Raw genomic sequence first — 15,155 nt, 5'->3', positions numbered from 1 at the left:
GTTCCATCCTCACTTCATCTGTGGGAAAGCAAACTGCGCGCCAGCACTTGCGGTATTTGGCCAGCGCTCCATCACGGCCTTGTGGCGGGTGTAGAAACGCACGCCCTCCGGACCATAAGCGTGGTGGTCGCCAAACAGGCTGCGCTTCCACCCGCCGAAACTGTTGAATGCCATCGGCACCGGCAGCGGCACGTTGACGCCCACCATGCCGACCTGGATCTGGCGCACGAATTCGCGCGCCACCCCGCCGTCGCGCGTGAAGACCGCGACACCGTTGCCGTATTCATTCTTGTTGATCAGCTCTACCGCCGACGCCACGTCAGGCAGGCGCACCATGCACAGCACGGGGCCGAAGATCTCTTCCTTGTAGATGGTCATGTCCGGCGTGACGTGGTCGAACAGCGTGCCGCCGATGAAGAAGCCGTTCGGACGGTCGGCAACCTGGTAGTTGCGGCCGTCGACTACCAGGGTTGCGCCCTGCTCCACGCCCTCGCCAATCAGGCGCTCAATGCGCTGCTTGGCTGCCGAGGTCACGACCGGTCCCATTTCGGCCTCCGATGCCATGCCATCGCGCACTTTCAGTGCAGCGGTGCGCTCTTTCAGTGCACCCAGCAGCTTGTCGGCGGCATCGCCCACCGCCGCAACCACCGAAATCGCCATGCAGCGCTCGCCCGCCGAACCAAAGGCGGCGCCCATCAGCGCATCGACCGCCATGTCCATGTCGGCGTCCGGCATCACCACCATATGGTTCTTGGCACCGCCCAGCGCCTGCACGCGCTTGCCGTGCTGCGAACCGCGCGAGTAGATATATTCCGCAATCGGCGTCGAGCCCACGAAACTCACCGCCTGGATCGCCGGGTGATCGAGCAGCGCGTCGACCGCCACCTTATCGCCTTGCACGACATTGAACACGCCGTCCGGCAGGCCGGCTTCCTTCAGCAGGCGCGCATGCAGCAGCGATGGCGACGGGTCGCGCTCGGAAGGCTTGAGGATGAAGGTGTTGCCGCAGGCAATAGCGATCGGGAACATCCACATCGGCACCATCACCGGGAAGTTGAACGGCGTGATGCCGGCCACCACCCCAAGCGGCATGCGCATCGACCATGCATCGATGCCGCGCGCAATCTGGTCGGTGTACTCGCCCTTCATCATCTGCGGGATGCCGACAGCGAATTCCACCATCTCGATACCACGCGCCACTTCCCCTTTGGCGTCCGCGAAGGTCTTGCCGTGTTCGCGGGTCAGCATGGCGGCGAATTCCTCGGTGTGCTGGTGGCACAGTTCGAGGTACTTGAACAGCACCCGTGCACGCGTCAGCGGCGGCGTGTTGGACCAGGCCGGGAAAGCCGCTTCCGCGGCGCACACGGCGGCATCGACTTCCTCGGCCGTGCCGAGCGCCACGCGCGCCACCGGTTCACCCAATGCGGGGTTGAATACGTCGCCATAACGGCCGCTGGCCGTATCGACCTTGGCGCCGTTGATAAAGTGGGTAATGGTATCGAGATTGCTCATTTCAAGCCCTGAGGATTAGGCCAGCAGCGATTCCGCCGGCACGTAGGTATAGCCAAGGTCGTGCGCCACCGCTTCATAAGTGACGTGGCCTTGGCAGACATTGAGTCCGTTGCGCAGGTGCGGGTTGGCCTTCATGGCCTTGGCCCAGCCCTTGTCGGCCAGCGCAACGGCATGGCCGATGGTGGCGTTGTTCAGCGCAAAGGTGGAGGTACGGGCGACTGCACCCGGCATATTGGCGACGCAGTAGTGCACCACGCCGTCGACCACGAAGGTAGGGTTCTCGTGCGTGGTCGCATGCGAGGTTTCAAAGCAGCCTCCCTGGTCGATCGCCACGTCGACCACCACCGAGCCTTGCTTCATGCGCGACACCATATTGCGCGTGACCAGCTTGGGCGCTGCAGCGCCGGGCACCAGCACGCCGCCGATCACCAGGTCGGCATCGGTCACCGCGTCGTCGATGGTATGGGCGTTGGAGAACATGGTCTGGATGCGGTTGCCGAACACCAGGTCAAGCTGGCGCAGGCGGTCGACGTTTTTGTCCAGCACCGTCACGCGGGCGCCCATGCCGACAGCGATCTGCAGCGCATTGGTGCCGACCACGCCGGCGCCGATAATCGCCACGTTGCCGGGGGCTACGCCTGGCACGCCGCCCAGCAACAGGCCCATGCCGCCTTTGGATTTTTCAAGATGCGCGGCGCCAGCCTGGATCGACATGCGCCCCGCCACTTCGCTCATCGGCGCCAGCAGCGGCAAGCCGCCGTTTGGACCGGTGATGGTTTCATACGCAATGCAGACCGCGCCGGATTTCACCAGCGCCCTGGTCTGCTCCGGGTCGGGAGCCAGGTGCAGGTAGGTGTAAAGAATCTGGTTCTCGCGCAGCATCGCGCATTCCTGTGGCTGCGGTTCCTTCACTTTGACGATCATTTCGGCCTTGGCGAAGATTTCCTCCGCGGTCGGGATGATCGTGGCGCCGGAGCCCACATACATTTCGTCGGTCAGACCGATTGCAGCGCCCGCGTTGTGTTGCACCAGGACCTGGTGCCCGCGGAGTGTCAGTTCCTTTACGCTGGCCGGGGTAAGGCCAACGCGCGATTCCTGATTCTTGATTTCCTTCGGTACGCCTACCAACATGGTTCGTCTCCTTTGGTTGTTTTACTTAAAACCGGTAAACCAGGGTACGACCCATAGGGTCGGACCCTGTCTGCTCGCCTGCTGTTGGTGTTGGTTATGCGCCTTTGATCTTCGTCAAAAATCAAAGGCCTCGAACCAGAACCCCAGGCCGTCGATCTGACTGGGTCTGACCCTATGGGTCGGACCCAGGTTTACCGGTTTTAATCAAGCGTCTTCAACACCTTTCCGAGCTTCCCGAATAATTCGTCGATATGCTTCTTCTCAAAGGTGAGTGGTGGCGACAGCGCGATGATGTCGCCGGTGGTGCGGATCAACAGCCCATCCGCGAAAGCTTTCTTGAACGCGGCGTATGCACGCGTTCCGGGCGCACCTTCACGCGGTGCCAGCTCGATGCCGGCTACCAGGCCAATGGTGCGGATGTCGATCACATGTGGCAGGCCTTTCAGCGAGTGCACCGCATCTTCCCAGTACGGCTGGATTTCCTTGGCGTGGTCCAGCAGCTTCTGCTCCTTGAACACTTCCAGCGTCGCCAGCGAGGCGGCGCAGGCCACCGGGTGGCCGGTGTAGGTGTAGCCGTGGAACAGCTCAATGCCGGCCGGCGCCTCCATGAAGGCATCGTGGATGAATTTTTTGCTGAACACCGCGCCCATCGGGATGGTGCCGTTGGTCAGGCCCTTGGCCGTGGTCATCATGTCCGGCTCGACATCGAAGAAATCGGTGGCGAACGGCGTGGTCAGGCGGCCAAAGCCGGTGATCACCTCGTCGAAGATCAGCAGGATGCCGTGCTTGGTGCACAGCTCGCGCAGGCGTTTCAGGTAGCCTTTCGGCGGCACCAGCACGCCGGTGGAACCCGCCACCGGCTCCACGATCACGGCTGCGATAGTGGATGCGTCGTGCAGCGCGACGATGCGTTCCAGTTCATCGGCCAGGTGGGCGCCGTACTCCGGCTCGCCGCGCGTGAAGGCGTTCTTCTCAATATTGTGAGTGTGCGGCAAGTGGTCTACACCCGGCAGCAATGTGCCGTACGGCTTGCGGTTGCCGGCGATGCCGCCGACGGAGATGCCGCCGAAGCCGACGCCATGGTAAGCCCGCTCGCGGCCGATCAGGCGGGTCCGGGAAGCTTCGCCGCGCGCCTTATGGTAGGCCAGCGCGATTTTCAGTGCCGTGTCCACTGCCTCGGAACCGGAGTTCGTATAGAACACGTGGCCGAAGCGATGGTTGGTATATTCCATCAGCTTTTCGGCGAGGTCGAAGGCGGCCGGGTGGCCCATCTGGAAGGTCGGCGCGAAATCGAGCTGGCCGACCATTTCGCTGACTGCCGCCACGATCTTCGGCTGGCGGTGGCCGCAGGGGACACACCACAGGCCGGCGGTGCCATCGAGCACCTGGTTGCCGTCGACGTCCTTGTAGTAGACGCCTTCGGCCGAGACCAGCAGGCGCGGATTGGCCTTGAAGTCGCGGTTGTTCGTGAACGGCATCCAGAAGGACGCCAGGGACTGCGGCCGGGCTTCGTTCATTTGCTATCTCCCTTGGTGGGTTTTTTTACGATGCTCAAAAAACTTTACCAGTTGGCAAAATCATGATGCAATAATAGACAGCAAGTTAACTATGGCACATATACACACAAGCGGAAACGCTCCAACCGTACAGGTAGCAAAAACAGTACAGTTTTAGAGGCCCGAATGGACGACAGCGCAACTCCCAACTCCGCATGGCCCGTGCTTTCCATCGAGCGCGCGAAGAAGGGCAGCCTGGTTGAAAAGATCGTGGACGCCATCAGCGCGATGGTGGCAAGCCGCGAGCTGCGCGTTGGCACAAAGATGCCTTCAGTCAGGCAATTCGCGAAGTGTAATGGCATCAGCACCTTTACAGTTGTCGAGGCCTACGACCGCCTGGTCACGCTCGGACTGTTGTCATCGCGCCGCGGTTCCGGCTATTTTGTTGCTCGCCACGACGTCCCCGCCCTGCTGCCGCCAGCGGCCATGTTCGCCACGCCGGCTGCCGTCGACGCGCTGACACCCGAACTGTATTCCGGCGCTTCCGAAGCGCTGCCGGTCGGCGCCGGCTGGCTACCGCCCGAATGGTATGGCGAAGACACCATCCTCGACGCCGTACGCCACGCCATGCGCATCCCCGCCAACCGCTTGCGCGGCTATGGCCACCCGCTCGGCTTCCCCGGCCTGCGCCAGTACATGGCGTCAACACTAAGCGACGAACTGTTTGCCGTGGAAGCCGAGCAGATCCTGCTCACGCATGGCGCTACCCATGCCTTCGACCTGATCCTGCGCACGCTGACCAAGCCGGGCGACACCGTCTTCGTGGAAGACCCGGTGTACAGCAACCTGCTGTCGCTGATCCGCCACCACGGCTGCCATGCCATCGGCATTCCGCGCGACGAGCATGGCCTCGACATGGATTTTCTCGCCGCGCAGGCGCGCGAGACCCAGCCCAAGCTCATGTTCGTCAACACCGTGCTGCAAAACCCGCTCGGCACCAGCCTGACGCAGGCGCAGGCGCATCGGCTGCTGGGCTTTGCCGAGCAATTCGACTTCTGGCTGGTGGAAGACGACATCTACCGCGAGCTCACCGCGCGCGGCGAAGCCTCGCTGGCCGCGATGGACGGCTTGCGGCGCGTGATCCGCGTCGGCAGTTTTTCCAAGACGCTGTCGCCAGTGCTGCGCGTCGGTTCGATTTGCGCCTCTGCCTCACTGCTGCCGGAGCTGGTGCGCGTGAAGATGCTGGCCGGCCTCACCACATCGGAAGTGAACGAACGCGCCGCCTACCACGCCATCACTGCGCGCCCCTACAAGCGCATGGTGGAAAAGCTGGTGGCACAACTGGCCGAGGGCCGCGAACGCACTATCGACCTGCTGGCCCTGGCCGGCATGGCGCCGATCGCCAGGCCGCGCGGCGGCATGTTCGTCAGCGCCGGGTGGCAACAGGCGCCGTCGCCTGAATGCAACGGCAAGCTGCTTGCCGACCAGGCACTGAAGTCCGGCATCCTGCTCGCACCGGGAGAGTTCTTCCAGTTGCGGCAACCGGCATCGATCTGGTTCCGCTTCAACGTCGCTTATTCGGACAGCCCACAACTGCGGAACTTCCTGCAGTCCATGAGGAGGGAATATGGCATCAGCTAAACTGCGCCGCGTCATCAACCGCGACCGGCTGGAAGCGGACATCGCCACGGAGGCGGTGCGTGTATTTGCCGAATGCGGCTACGAAGGCGCCTCGGTCGCCACCATCGCGGAAAACGTCGGCCTGTCGAAGCAGAACCTGATGTACTACTTCCCCACCAAACAGGCGCTCTACCAGCGTGTGCTGGACGACGTCCTCGACGAATGGCTGGCGCGCATGGCCAATATCGCCGAGCCGGACGGCCAGCCGGCCGAAGTATTGCGTGCCTACATCAAGGCCAAGCTGGACTTTTCGCGCGAGCATCCGTGGGGATCGCGCGTGTATGCGATGGAAGTGATCAGCGGCGCGCCCCTGTATGGCGAGCAGATTCGCGAACGCGTGGTGCCGCTGGTGCGCAAGGATATCGAGGTGTTCGAGCGCTGGATCGCCGAGGGCCGGATCGCCCCCGTCAACGCCACCCACCTGTTATTTGCCATCTGGGCCATGACGCAGTCCTACGCCGACTTCGCCGCGCAAATGCAGCTGGTGCTTGGCGCCGGACAATTGACCGGCGCCGATTTTGCCGATGCAGAGGAAACCATCACCAGGCTGGTGATCGCCGCCCTGATGCCAGCGAAAGCCAGCGGCTAGCGGCAATTGCCGTGCCCCCCGGCCCGGTTCACGGAGGTGATGCGTTTCGTCTTGCCCCACCCTGCTGGCAAACAGGGTCAATCTTGTTCGCGCGCAACGGCCAGCAACTCTGAAGTCGCCCTGCCGTCTTCCGGATACAGCGCGCCGCCAAAGCGCAACGCCAATTCGACCTTCTCGCCACCCGGCAGCAACAACGGAGCCGCAGTAGCCGCCTGCTTGAAGCGCAGCACCTGGCTCTGGACAATGGTGCGCCGCGCCGCCACGCTCAGGATCACGCCAAATTCATCGACTCCCAGCCGTGCCAGCACATCTCCCTCACGGCATTGCTTGCCGAGCCGCCGGGATATTTCCACCATCACGTCGCGATGCTGCGGGCGCACGCGAACCACCATCACGCCCACGTGGCCGCTGCGCGCAATCGCATCATCGACGCGCACGCGCAGCTGTTCGTAGAAGGAAGAACGGTTGGGCAATCCCGTTGCAGGATCCTGCGTCACTTTGCGCTGCAATACCTGCGCACCTTCCTGCGAAGCGTGGAACATCAATGCTGCGGTCATGTCGGCAATCGCCTGGCCAATCGGCACTTCGTCTTCATCGAACGGACGCGGTTCACGCCACGCCAACTTCAGCACGCCACCAGCCTGGGCGCCAAACAACAGCGGCAGGATTGCCATCGAGCGCAGGCCCACGCGACGGCATGCTTCGCGGTTCACACGGTCATCGATTTCGGAGTCGGTGCAAGTGGCGGCCTGACGCGAGGTCAGCACAAGTCCCGACAGGCTGCCTTTGATCTGCATGCGCAAGCCTAGCTGGGCTTCAGCCAGTCCGTGTGCCGCGCGGTACACCACCTCGCTGCCTTCCACCAGTTCGATCACGGCGCCGTCCGCGCCGGTCAGCTGCATGGCCTTTGCCGCGGCGAGATCCATCACCGCGCCAAAGGCCGGTCCAAGGCGCGCCAGTTCAAGCTGGGCATCTACGATTGCGACGAGCTTCGATGGGGGAAGATCCAGCCGGTCGCTCATCGCCTACTCCTGAACTGGTGTGATCTGCACGCTGGCCACGCGCCACTTTCCTTCCTTGCGCACGTAGACGTCAACATAACGGTAATGGCTGCCGAACGGCTTGCCGTCATAGCTTCCGGTCATGCGCGTGCGGCCGCTCACCAGCGCCACGTCGCCGTAGAAGCGGATATCCATGTCTTCGACGCCGTAGGGATTGATCACCAGTTTAGGCGACGTGATCGCATCGAGGAAGGCCGCCTTGCCGGCCACATCGCCGCGCGCACTGATCTGGCGGAAGTCTTCCGCCATGTTGTCAGCGATGGCTGCGCGGTCCTTGCGGATAATGGCCTTGTCCCAGGCGTCGGCCTGTCGTGCAAGTTCTTCGGATGGCGACACGGCGAAAGCGCTCACTGTGCCAAGCGCCAGCGCAGCGGCAATCATGGTTACGCGAATCTTCATGAGATACCCTATCGAATGTTGTCTTTGCCGTTAAATCGGAAACCGGACCCGGAACACCCTTGGATATTCCGCAGGATAAGGGGCAGCGATCCGGATTGCATGGTCTATGTTGCTGACGTTACGGCCCTCCTGGCTTCCCACAAGTTCAAGCTTGCTGATGTCGCCGTCCTGGTCCAGGCTGACTTCATATTCAACAGGTCCATCAACCCTGATCGGCTCGACATTCTTTGTGATCCACTGCATTTCCATTACGGTCAGCTGGCGCAGCGGCTCCTCTTTGCGCAAGAGCCGGAAGTCTGTTGCGCCGAGGTAAATCCAGAAGACCAGCCAGGCAAGTCCAAACCAGCGCACACGTTCAAGTGACCTCGACTCAGTTTTGGCTACCCGGTGTGTTTCTTGCGCTTTTACCTGCTTGATCAAGTGCGACATATGCTTGCGCCAAACCTCAACCTTGCGCGGTGCACAGGTCAGATACATCAAGTCCGGATACTTGGTAAATACGATTTCCGCAACCAGGATATCGCGCGCCAGGTCTGCAAGAGACGGAACCCCGGTCTCGCGCAAGCGATTAATGACTTGCGTATGCTGCTCGCGTGTTTCCTCCGGCTGCATGCGCAGGAACTTCAGGTCCGAGAGGGCTCCAGCCAGCGCGTCAAAATCATCCATGTAGGAAGGAAGCTGGCGGCCGTCCCAATAGAATATTTCACAGGCGGCCGGGAAGAGATATTCATGTCCTGGCCGCCACCCGGATTCCAGCAGTCGTGCCACAGACGCTTCGAATACTTCGGAGTCCTCCAGATTCAATGGACGCAACGATTGCAAAATTTGCCGAGCCTGCTCCAGCGACTTAAGATCGTTCAGTTGCGCCAGCGCTCCCTCATGTGGCATTTCGTGCTGATCTGGCTCAGGAAGCTCGGTTGCGCCACTCTCGGCCCAACGCAATGCCGCCTCGTAGGCCTCGCGTAAAGCCTGGAACGCTGCCGGTTCTGCTTCCTGGTCTATGAGTTTCAGTTCTCGAGCATAGGCCCGGCGAATCGTTCGCGAATTCGCAGACGCATCAAGGCTGAGACGGTCGAGGAATTTCAAGGTAATGCAACGATCAAATATGTTGGTCAATCAGGATCGGATTGCCATCGGGGTCGATGGCGATGATATAGGCCGGGCCGGTGCTCGATTCATCGGTGCGGACAGCCAGCGCAATGCCGTTTTCCTCAAGCTGGCGTTGCAGCTGGCGCACGTCGGTGTAGCCCGGCACGAGCTGGGCATTGCTGTCCCAGCCGGGATTGAAGGTCAGCGTATTTTTCTCGATCATGCCCTGGAACAGGCCGATGACCTGTTCACCGTTCTTCATGATCAGCCAGTTCTGCTCGATGTTGCCGCCAAAGTCCTGGAAGCCGAACTTCGCGTAGAACTCGCGCGAGGCACGGATGTCCTGGACGTTCAGGCTAAGGGAAAATACGCCGAGTTGCATGCCGAATTCCTCCGCTCGCTTGGACCATGCCAATCTAACATCGGCTCACATTGCCAGCAAGGCCTCCGGCACGTTAGCGCCCGCTCGCTTGGCCGCTTGCGCCACAGCGCGGATTTCCTTTTTCAGGCTGGCCGTGCTGGACGACAGGCTGCGCAGCATGAAGAAGGTCGGGGTATCGGCCTTGGTCACCTGGCGGATGGTGTTCATCGCGGCCTTTGCTTCCGGCAGGTCCTTCATCAACTGCTCGTACTGCGCTACGGCCTGGGCCAGCGATGCCAGCCCTTGCTCGAGCTGGGCAACCGGCGCCGGGCCGCCTGCAGTCAGTGCCTTGGTGGACGCCGTTACGCCGCGCAACTGGGTCTCCAGGGTTTCTTCAACCGCACGGCGTGTCATTGATTCGGACAGCTGGCCGGCACGTTCGCCCATTGCGGCGGCCTCCTGCGACTGTCCGAGGGCAGCCAGCAGTTGCTGGTTGCCGGTCAAGGTCATCCGGCTGGCATCGATAAAGCGCACCATCATTTCCTTGGTTGGATCGTTAGCGCGCTCCATGCCGTTGAACGCTGCACCGCCATTCCCGTTCGACATTTGAGCTTGCGCCAGTGGGGCAGCCAGGGATAAAACGAAAGCACCGGCTAACAAAATACGCATGAACTACTCCATTAGTGAAAGGTGATAACAAAAAGTTAAAATCAATTTTACTGTTCCTCCTTGTTAAAATGCAAAAATTTCCTAGAGTCAGCATTCCATGCCAGCATTCGCCCCATTCACCCTGAACGCCCAGCGCCTGCAATTGCGCTTCCTGACCGCTGCCGACGCGCCGGCCCTTTATCGGATGTATTCCGATAGCGAGGCCATGCGCTACTGGAGCAGCGCGCCCTGGGACAGCATGCAGCAAGCCGAAACCTATTTCGCCGCGGCGCAAGCAGGCTACGAAAGCGGCGACCTGCTGCGCATGGGCGTGGAGGTCGGCGGCGAACTGGCAGGCATCATCAACCTGTACAGCTTCAGCCGCCAGAACCGCCGTTGCGACATCGGCTACATGCTGGACCGCGCATTCTGGGGCAAGGGCTATATGCAGGAAGCCATGGCCACCTTGATCGACTACGCCTTCCGGGTGCTGAGCCTGCACCGCATCGAAGCCGACATCGATCCGCGCAACACCGCCTCCGCCAAGCTGCTGAAGAGCTTGCACTTTGTGCATGAGGGCCATATGCGCGAACGCTGGATCATCAATGGCGAGATCTGCGATACGGACTTTTTCGGCCTGCTGCGTTCCGATTGGCTGGCGGCACGCTAGCCGTTCATCGCGCGACAGAGCAAATCATCCGCCCCACAGCGCAGTCTGTCGGATGCCGCTCCACTGTTGCCAGGCGCAGCGGTACAGTTGCATCATCGAAACGCAAGGAGGAAATGATGAAAACGATTAACAAAAGCGCCAAGGAAACCGTGAAAGAAGTGTGGCAAGCCTTTGTCGGCATCGGCCGCCACTTCGTCCGGACGCTGGACCACATGTCCTGGCCTGCCATCGTCGGCATGTGCATCGTGATCGCGCTGTTCCTGACCATCCTGCCGCTGGCCATCACCCTGTTCATCGGCGTGCTGATCGCCAAGCTGGCCATCAACGCCTTTGGAGCCAAGAAACAACATGGGTAACCGGACCCGCAGCGTGCTCTCCTTTGTCGGGGAGATTGGCGACACAGCCAGCAGCCTGTGGTGGGACTTCTTCGACTGGCTGGCGCAAGTGCCCTTGCGCCAGCTGGTGGTAACGTGGATGCTCGCCTTCCTGCTGGGACTGACGCCCGTGCTGCATCCGAAACAGGTAGCTTTCTTCATTGTCGGCTCGGCCGGGCTGAAGATCCTGGCCGGCGGCAAGCGCAAGGCGGAAATCGAAGCGCGCAAGGCGGCGGCGCAAGCCGGCACCGAAAGCCTGGAACGCCGCCTGGTGGAAGCCCAGATGTCGGCCCTGCAGGCGCAAGTCGAACCGCACTTCCTGTTCAATACCCTGGCCCTGATCGGCCAGTTGATCGAGACCGACCCGCCGGAAGCGGCCAAGATCCACACCCACCTGATCGAATACCTGCGCGCCACCCTGCCCCAGATGCGTTCACGCGGCAACGGTACGCTGGGCCGCCAGATCCAGATGGCGCGCTCTTATCTGGCCATCATGCAGGCCCGCATGAAGTCGCGCCTGTCCGTCTCGATCGACGTGCCGCAGGAGCTTGAAAGCGCCACCTTCCCGCCGATGATGCTGCAGATCCTGATCGAGAATTCGATCAAGCACGGCCTCGAACCGAAAGTGGAAGGCGGCCGCATCGACATCCGTGCCAGCGTCAACGGCAGCGTGCTGCAAGTCGACGTGCAGGACGACGGTGTCGGGTTCAATGCCTACGCCGGCGATGGCGTCGGCCTGACCAATGTACGTGAACGCCTGAAGCTGATGTACGGCACCCGCGCACAGTTGCTGATTGAGCAGCCGATGGATGGCGGCTGCCGTGCCACGATCTGCATCCCCTTTGCACCAGACATTTTTGCCAAACCATGAGCATGCAGCCAAAAGCCACCGCCATCATCGCAGACGATGAAGAACCAATGCGCGACATGCTGCGCAAGCGCCTGCACGAAGCCTGGCCCGAACTGGAGATCGTGGCCGAAGCGGCCAATGGCATCGAAGCCATCGCGCTGGCCGGCCAGTACCAGCCGGACATCGTCTTCCTCGACATCCGCATGCCGGGCCTGACCGGCATCGAGGCGGCGCGCATGCTGTTCAATCGTTGCCACATCGTCTTCATCACTGCCTACGATCAATATGCAATCGAGGCCTTCGAACAGGGCGCGCTGGACTACCTGCTCAAGCCCGTCAACCTGGAGCGTCTGAAAACAGCTTGCGAACGCCTGCAAGCGCGCCTCGGCAAAACGCCCAACAATATCGAACGCCAACTGAGCCAGCTCTTGCAGCAGACTGGCCGCAGCCCGGCCGGCAGCGCGACACAACCCGAGTACCTGCACTGGATCCAGGCCCAGGTTGGCAACAGCCTGCGCATGATCTCGACCAAGGAAGTGTTGTTCTTTCGCGCCGACGAAAAATATACGCGCGTGCAAACAGCACAGGGCGAATTCCTGATCCGCAAGACCCTGAAGGAACTGGAAGATGAACTGGACCCGAATGAATTCTGGCGCATCCACCGCTCTACCCTCGTGCGTGTGGATGCGATTGCCGAGGTGACGCGCGACTTGCGCGGCCGGCAGATGGTCCGCGTGCGCAACTCCAGCGAAGAACTCGAAGTCAGCCGCGGCAACACCCATTTATTCCAGCAAATGTAGGTCGCCCGCGCTCGCTTGCCCCCTGTACGGTGCTAGTCTATATTGTCCTGACTAAGCTGCGTTTTCAGGGAGAGAACGATGACGATTCCAAAGGCCACGCGCGCGACCATCATGCCTTGCCTGCGTTACCGCGACGCGCCCGCCGCTATCGATTGGTTGTGTAAAACCTTGGGTTTCAAGGCCGCGCTTGTGGTCCCCAACGAAGACGGCACCATCGCCCACGCCCAGCTTTCCTATGGCAACGGCATGATCATGCTAAGCTCCATCTTTGACACCGAGTACGGCCGTTTGCTGAAACAGCCCGCCCAGATCGGATCAGCTGTCACCCAAACCGCCTACCTGGTCGTCAACGACGCCGACGAGGTGCACGCGCGCTGCGTGCAAGCCGGGGCGCCAATCGAGATGCCCTTGCAGGACGAAGATTACGGCGGCCGTGGATTTACCTGTCGAGATCCTGAAGGGCATGTGTGGAGCATAGGCACTTATGACCCTTGGGAGCACTGATGGGACGCACTGTTCACTTTGAAATCCAGGCCAGCGAACCGCAAGCCCTGATCGATTTTTATGGCAAGATGTTCGACTGGAGCTTTTCCAAATGGGAAGGCGGCGAATACTGGCTGGTCGGCACCGGCGAAGTCGGCGCGCCCGGCATTAACGGCGGCTTGCTGCCGCGCCGGGGCCCGCGGCCGGAGGAAGGCGCCTCCGTCAATGCCTTTGTCTGTACCGTCGACGTGGAAGACCTCGACAAATCATTGGCCCAGCTGAAAGAACTCAAAGGCACAGTCGCCGTGCCAAGGATGCCCGTTCCGGGCGTGGGCTGGCTGGCCTACGCCAAGGACCCAGACGGCAACATCTTCGGCATGATGCAGAACGATGCCAGCGCATCTTTCGAGGGAGCCTGAATGAGCGACGAACAGGCAATCCGCGACCTGGTCGCGGAATGGACCCGTGCCACCCTCGCCGCCGAAGTCGACCGCATCCTGCCGCTGATGACGGAGGACGTCGAATTCTACGTGCCCGGCCAGCCCATCATGCGCGGCCGTGCCGCCTTCGAGAAAAGTGTGCGTGCCGTGCTGGCATCGCATCGCGTCGAATCGCACGCCGACGTGCAGCAGGTGGAAGTCAGCGGCAACCTGGCCTGGTGCACGACGCATCTGCGCGTGGCGATTACGCCACTGGCTGGTGGCGAGGCCATGCGCAAGGAAGGCAATGTGTTGTCGGTGTACCGCAAGAACGCTGCCGGCCAGTGGCAGCTGGCGCGCGACGCGAATATGCTCAGTTGATGGCAGCCACCAGGGCGGCGTCTGCCACCTGCGTCGGGCGGATCTTGATCAGGCTACGGTAGAGCGGAGGCAGGTGGCTGCACAATTCGTGCAGCGCCTGTTCCGGCATCGCCGGGCGCACGTACTGGAACTGGACCGGGTTGTTGTGCGGCAGCGCGCCTTCCATCGTCGATCCGTAAGCGCCCAGCCCCATGAAGCTCAACGCACTTTCATCCGGCCCGACTGCAAACACGAAAGTGCCGTCTTTCGGGTGGCCCAGGTAGTGCCGGACTTCGGCTTGCATCACCGCGTCGGCGCCTTCCATCAGCTTGTAGCGCAGTTGCGCGTAAGCCCGCGTGCATTCCATGAAAGCGGTACGGATGGTGGAGGTCTGGAGGCGGCCGTGGCTGCATAACAGCAAGTTGCCGAAGGAATCCAGCAGCGCCACCGCATCACCCTTGCCGCCTTGCGCCTTGTCGCGCGCCATGGCTTGCTGCAGATAGGGCGCCAAGCCCGCATCCGGCGTGCGCGGCTCGCAGCGGTAAGTCAGGGCATCGGGGAACGCGCGCTTCAGGGCACGCACGATGAAATGGTCTTCCGGCAGCGTGGCCGGATCTTTCAGCTCCGCTTGCGGCGGATCGATGTTGAACAAATCCATCACATTGGCCGAGGTCGCCTCGAACACCAGCGAGCATAAGGCTTGCGTCGGTTCGGCGATGGTTTTGCCGATGAAGAAAGGTTTCGGCGTAGCCCCTGCCCCGCGCCGTGCATACGACGAGGTGCCCAGCACGGCCGGATAGGCGAAAGTCCGCTCGGCCTGCGGGCGCAAAGCAACCGGCAGCGAGGGATAGAAGGCGGAACCGTTGTAGTTGATGCCGGCCTTGCTGTCAGGCGCTGCGACGACGACATTGAAACCGGCCGCCAGGATGGCGCCCGTGCACATGCAGCACGGGTCGAGCGAAGTCACGATGGTGATTTCTTCGGGCGGCGGCAGCTCGTGGCCTTTGGCACGTTCGGCGAAGTACCAGTCGATCAGCTGGCGCTCACTGTGCGCGGTCGGGTCGTAGATCAGGCCATGCTTGATGACGTTGTTATGCAGCGCCTTGAGCACAGTACCGCTGGCGTCGAGCATCACGCCGCCCACGCCAAAGGTGCCCTGGGTCTTTGCCGCAATAGCTTCGGATGCCGCGATGGCGACCGCTGTCTGGACGTCGATGGCCTTCTTCACGCTTG

At 61.6% G+C, this 15,155-nt stretch carries 18 protein-coding genes; 9 read left to right on the top strand and 9 right to left on the bottom strand.

What is annotated here, in order from left to right; all coding sequences use genetic code 11:
- Nucleotides 1-9: 9 nt before the first annotated feature.
- From ACN9MW_RS08020 to ACN9MW_RS08010, 3 genes are all read right to left on the bottom strand, one after another.
- Nucleotides 10-1,512, bottom strand: coding sequence for a CoA-acylating methylmalonate-semialdehyde dehydrogenase (locus tag ACN9MW_RS08020; RefSeq protein WP_426169539.1), 1,503 nt, complete (start codon nucleotides 1,510-1,512; stop codon nucleotides 10-12).
- 15 nt (nucleotides 1,513-1,527) lie between these two features.
- Nucleotides 1,528-2,643: an alanine dehydrogenase gene (ald, locus tag ACN9MW_RS08015; protein WP_426169537.1), complete on the bottom strand. Its 1,116-nt coding sequence runs from the start codon at nucleotides 2,641-2,643 to the stop codon at nucleotides 1,528-1,530.
- A gap of 200 nt (nucleotides 2,644-2,843) precedes the next feature.
- Entirely contained in the window at nucleotides 2,844-4,160 is a 1,317-nt protein-coding gene (locus ACN9MW_RS08010; protein WP_426169534.1) for an aspartate aminotransferase family protein, read from the bottom strand.
- A 165-nt stretch (nucleotides 4,161-4,325) separates the two neighbouring features.
- Between ACN9MW_RS08010 and ACN9MW_RS08005 the strand changes: the two genes are divergently transcribed.
- Complete coding sequence (locus ACN9MW_RS08005) at nucleotides 4,326-5,780, top strand: PLP-dependent aminotransferase family protein (protein ID WP_426169532.1); 1,455 nt, start codon at nucleotides 4,326-4,328, stop codon at nucleotides 5,778-5,780.
- Nucleotides 5,767-6,408 (top strand): TetR/AcrR family transcriptional regulator, encoded by a 642-nt coding sequence (locus ACN9MW_RS08000; protein ID WP_426169530.1) that lies wholly within the window; start codon nucleotides 5,767-5,769, stop codon nucleotides 6,406-6,408. Before ACN9MW_RS08005 ends, ACN9MW_RS08000 begins: the two co-directional genes overlap by 14 nt.
- Before the next feature lie 77 nt (nucleotides 6,409-6,485).
- Here ACN9MW_RS08000 and ACN9MW_RS07995 read toward each other — a convergent pair whose 3' ends face one another.
- From ACN9MW_RS07995 to ACN9MW_RS07975, 5 genes are read right to left on the bottom strand one after another with little or no spacing between them, the layout of a single operon-like run.
- Nucleotides 6,486-7,430 carry a sensor domain-containing diguanylate cyclase gene (locus ACN9MW_RS07995; protein ID WP_426169527.1) on the bottom strand — a complete coding sequence of 315 codons (945 nt, stop codon included), beginning with the start codon at nucleotides 7,428-7,430 and terminating at the stop codon, nucleotides 6,486-6,488.
- A 3-nt stretch (nucleotides 7,431-7,433) separates the two neighbouring features.
- Complete coding sequence (locus ACN9MW_RS07990; RefSeq protein ID WP_426169525.1) at nucleotides 7,434-7,868, bottom strand: DUF4440 domain-containing protein; 435 nt, start codon at nucleotides 7,866-7,868, stop codon at nucleotides 7,434-7,436.
- 30 nt (nucleotides 7,869-7,898) lie between these two features.
- Nucleotides 7,899-8,954: a hypothetical protein gene (locus ACN9MW_RS07985; RefSeq protein ID WP_426169522.1), complete on the bottom strand. Its 1,056-nt coding sequence runs from the start codon at nucleotides 8,952-8,954 to the stop codon at nucleotides 7,899-7,901.
- 13 nt (nucleotides 8,955-8,967) lie between these two features.
- The gene (locus ACN9MW_RS07980) at nucleotides 8,968-9,339 is read right to left on the bottom strand and encodes a VOC family protein (RefSeq protein ID WP_426169519.1); all 372 of its coding nucleotides are present in this window, start codon (nucleotides 9,337-9,339) and stop codon (nucleotides 8,968-8,970) included.
- A 45-nt stretch (nucleotides 9,340-9,384) separates the two neighbouring features.
- On the bottom strand, nucleotides 9,385-9,987 hold the full coding sequence (locus ACN9MW_RS07975; protein ID WP_426169516.1) for a hypothetical protein: 603 nt from the start codon (nucleotides 9,985-9,987) through the stop codon (nucleotides 9,385-9,387).
- Nucleotides 9,988-10,084: 97 nt separating this feature from the next.
- Here ACN9MW_RS07975 and ACN9MW_RS07970 point away from each other — a divergent pair, with 97 nt between their 5' ends.
- The 7 genes from ACN9MW_RS07970 to ACN9MW_RS07940 all read left to right on the top strand — a co-directional run bounded on the left by ACN9MW_RS07970 (nucleotide 10,085) and on the right by ACN9MW_RS07940 (nucleotide 13,943).
- Nucleotides 10,085-10,636: a GNAT family N-acetyltransferase gene (locus tag ACN9MW_RS07970; protein ID WP_426169513.1), complete on the top strand. Its 552-nt coding sequence runs from the start codon at nucleotides 10,085-10,087 to the stop codon at nucleotides 10,634-10,636.
- Between the two features lie 113 nt (nucleotides 10,637-10,749).
- Nucleotides 10,750-10,992, top strand: a complete 243-nt coding sequence (locus ACN9MW_RS07965) for a hypothetical protein (RefSeq protein ID WP_426169510.1) — start codon at nucleotides 10,750-10,752, stop codon at nucleotides 10,990-10,992.
- Nucleotides 10,985-11,881, top strand: coding sequence for a sensor histidine kinase (locus ACN9MW_RS07960; protein ID WP_426169508.1), 897 nt, complete (start codon nucleotides 10,985-10,987; stop codon nucleotides 11,879-11,881). Before ACN9MW_RS07965 ends, ACN9MW_RS07960 begins: the two co-directional genes overlap by 8 nt.
- A gap of 2 nt (nucleotides 11,882-11,883) precedes the next feature.
- Nucleotides 11,884-12,660, top strand: coding sequence for a LytR/AlgR family response regulator transcription factor (locus ACN9MW_RS07955; protein WP_426169506.1), 777 nt, complete (start codon nucleotides 11,884-11,886; stop codon nucleotides 12,658-12,660).
- 78 nt (nucleotides 12,661-12,738) lie between these two features.
- Entirely contained in the window at nucleotides 12,739-13,164 is a 426-nt protein-coding gene (locus tag ACN9MW_RS07950) for a VOC family protein (protein WP_426169504.1), read from the top strand.
- Complete coding sequence (locus ACN9MW_RS07945; RefSeq protein ID WP_426169502.1) at nucleotides 13,164-13,562, top strand: VOC family protein; 399 nt, start codon at nucleotides 13,164-13,166, stop codon at nucleotides 13,560-13,562. Before ACN9MW_RS07950 ends, ACN9MW_RS07945 begins: the two co-directional genes overlap by 1 nt.
- A complete protein-coding gene (locus ACN9MW_RS07940) occupies nucleotides 13,563-13,943 on the top strand; it encodes a YybH family protein (protein WP_426169499.1) in 381 nt (126 codons plus the stop codon).
- Here the strand turns inward: ACN9MW_RS07940 and ACN9MW_RS07935 are convergent.
- Nucleotides 13,936-15,150 (bottom strand): nucleoside deaminase, encoded by a 1,215-nt coding sequence (locus ACN9MW_RS07935; protein WP_426169497.1) that lies wholly within the window; start codon nucleotides 15,148-15,150, stop codon nucleotides 13,936-13,938. The genes ACN9MW_RS07940 and ACN9MW_RS07935 overlap by 8 nt on opposite strands.
- Nucleotides 15,151-15,155 lie beyond the last annotated feature (5 nt).

Origin of the sequence: Pseudoduganella sp. R-34 (genome assembly GCF_049904655.1) — a bacterium.
Taxonomy (GTDB): domain Bacteria; phylum Pseudomonadota; class Gammaproteobacteria; order Burkholderiales; family Burkholderiaceae_D; genus Rugamonas.
The sequence above is the reverse complement of the archived record's forward strand: the minus strand, read 5'-3'. Positions and strand labels throughout refer to the sequence as shown.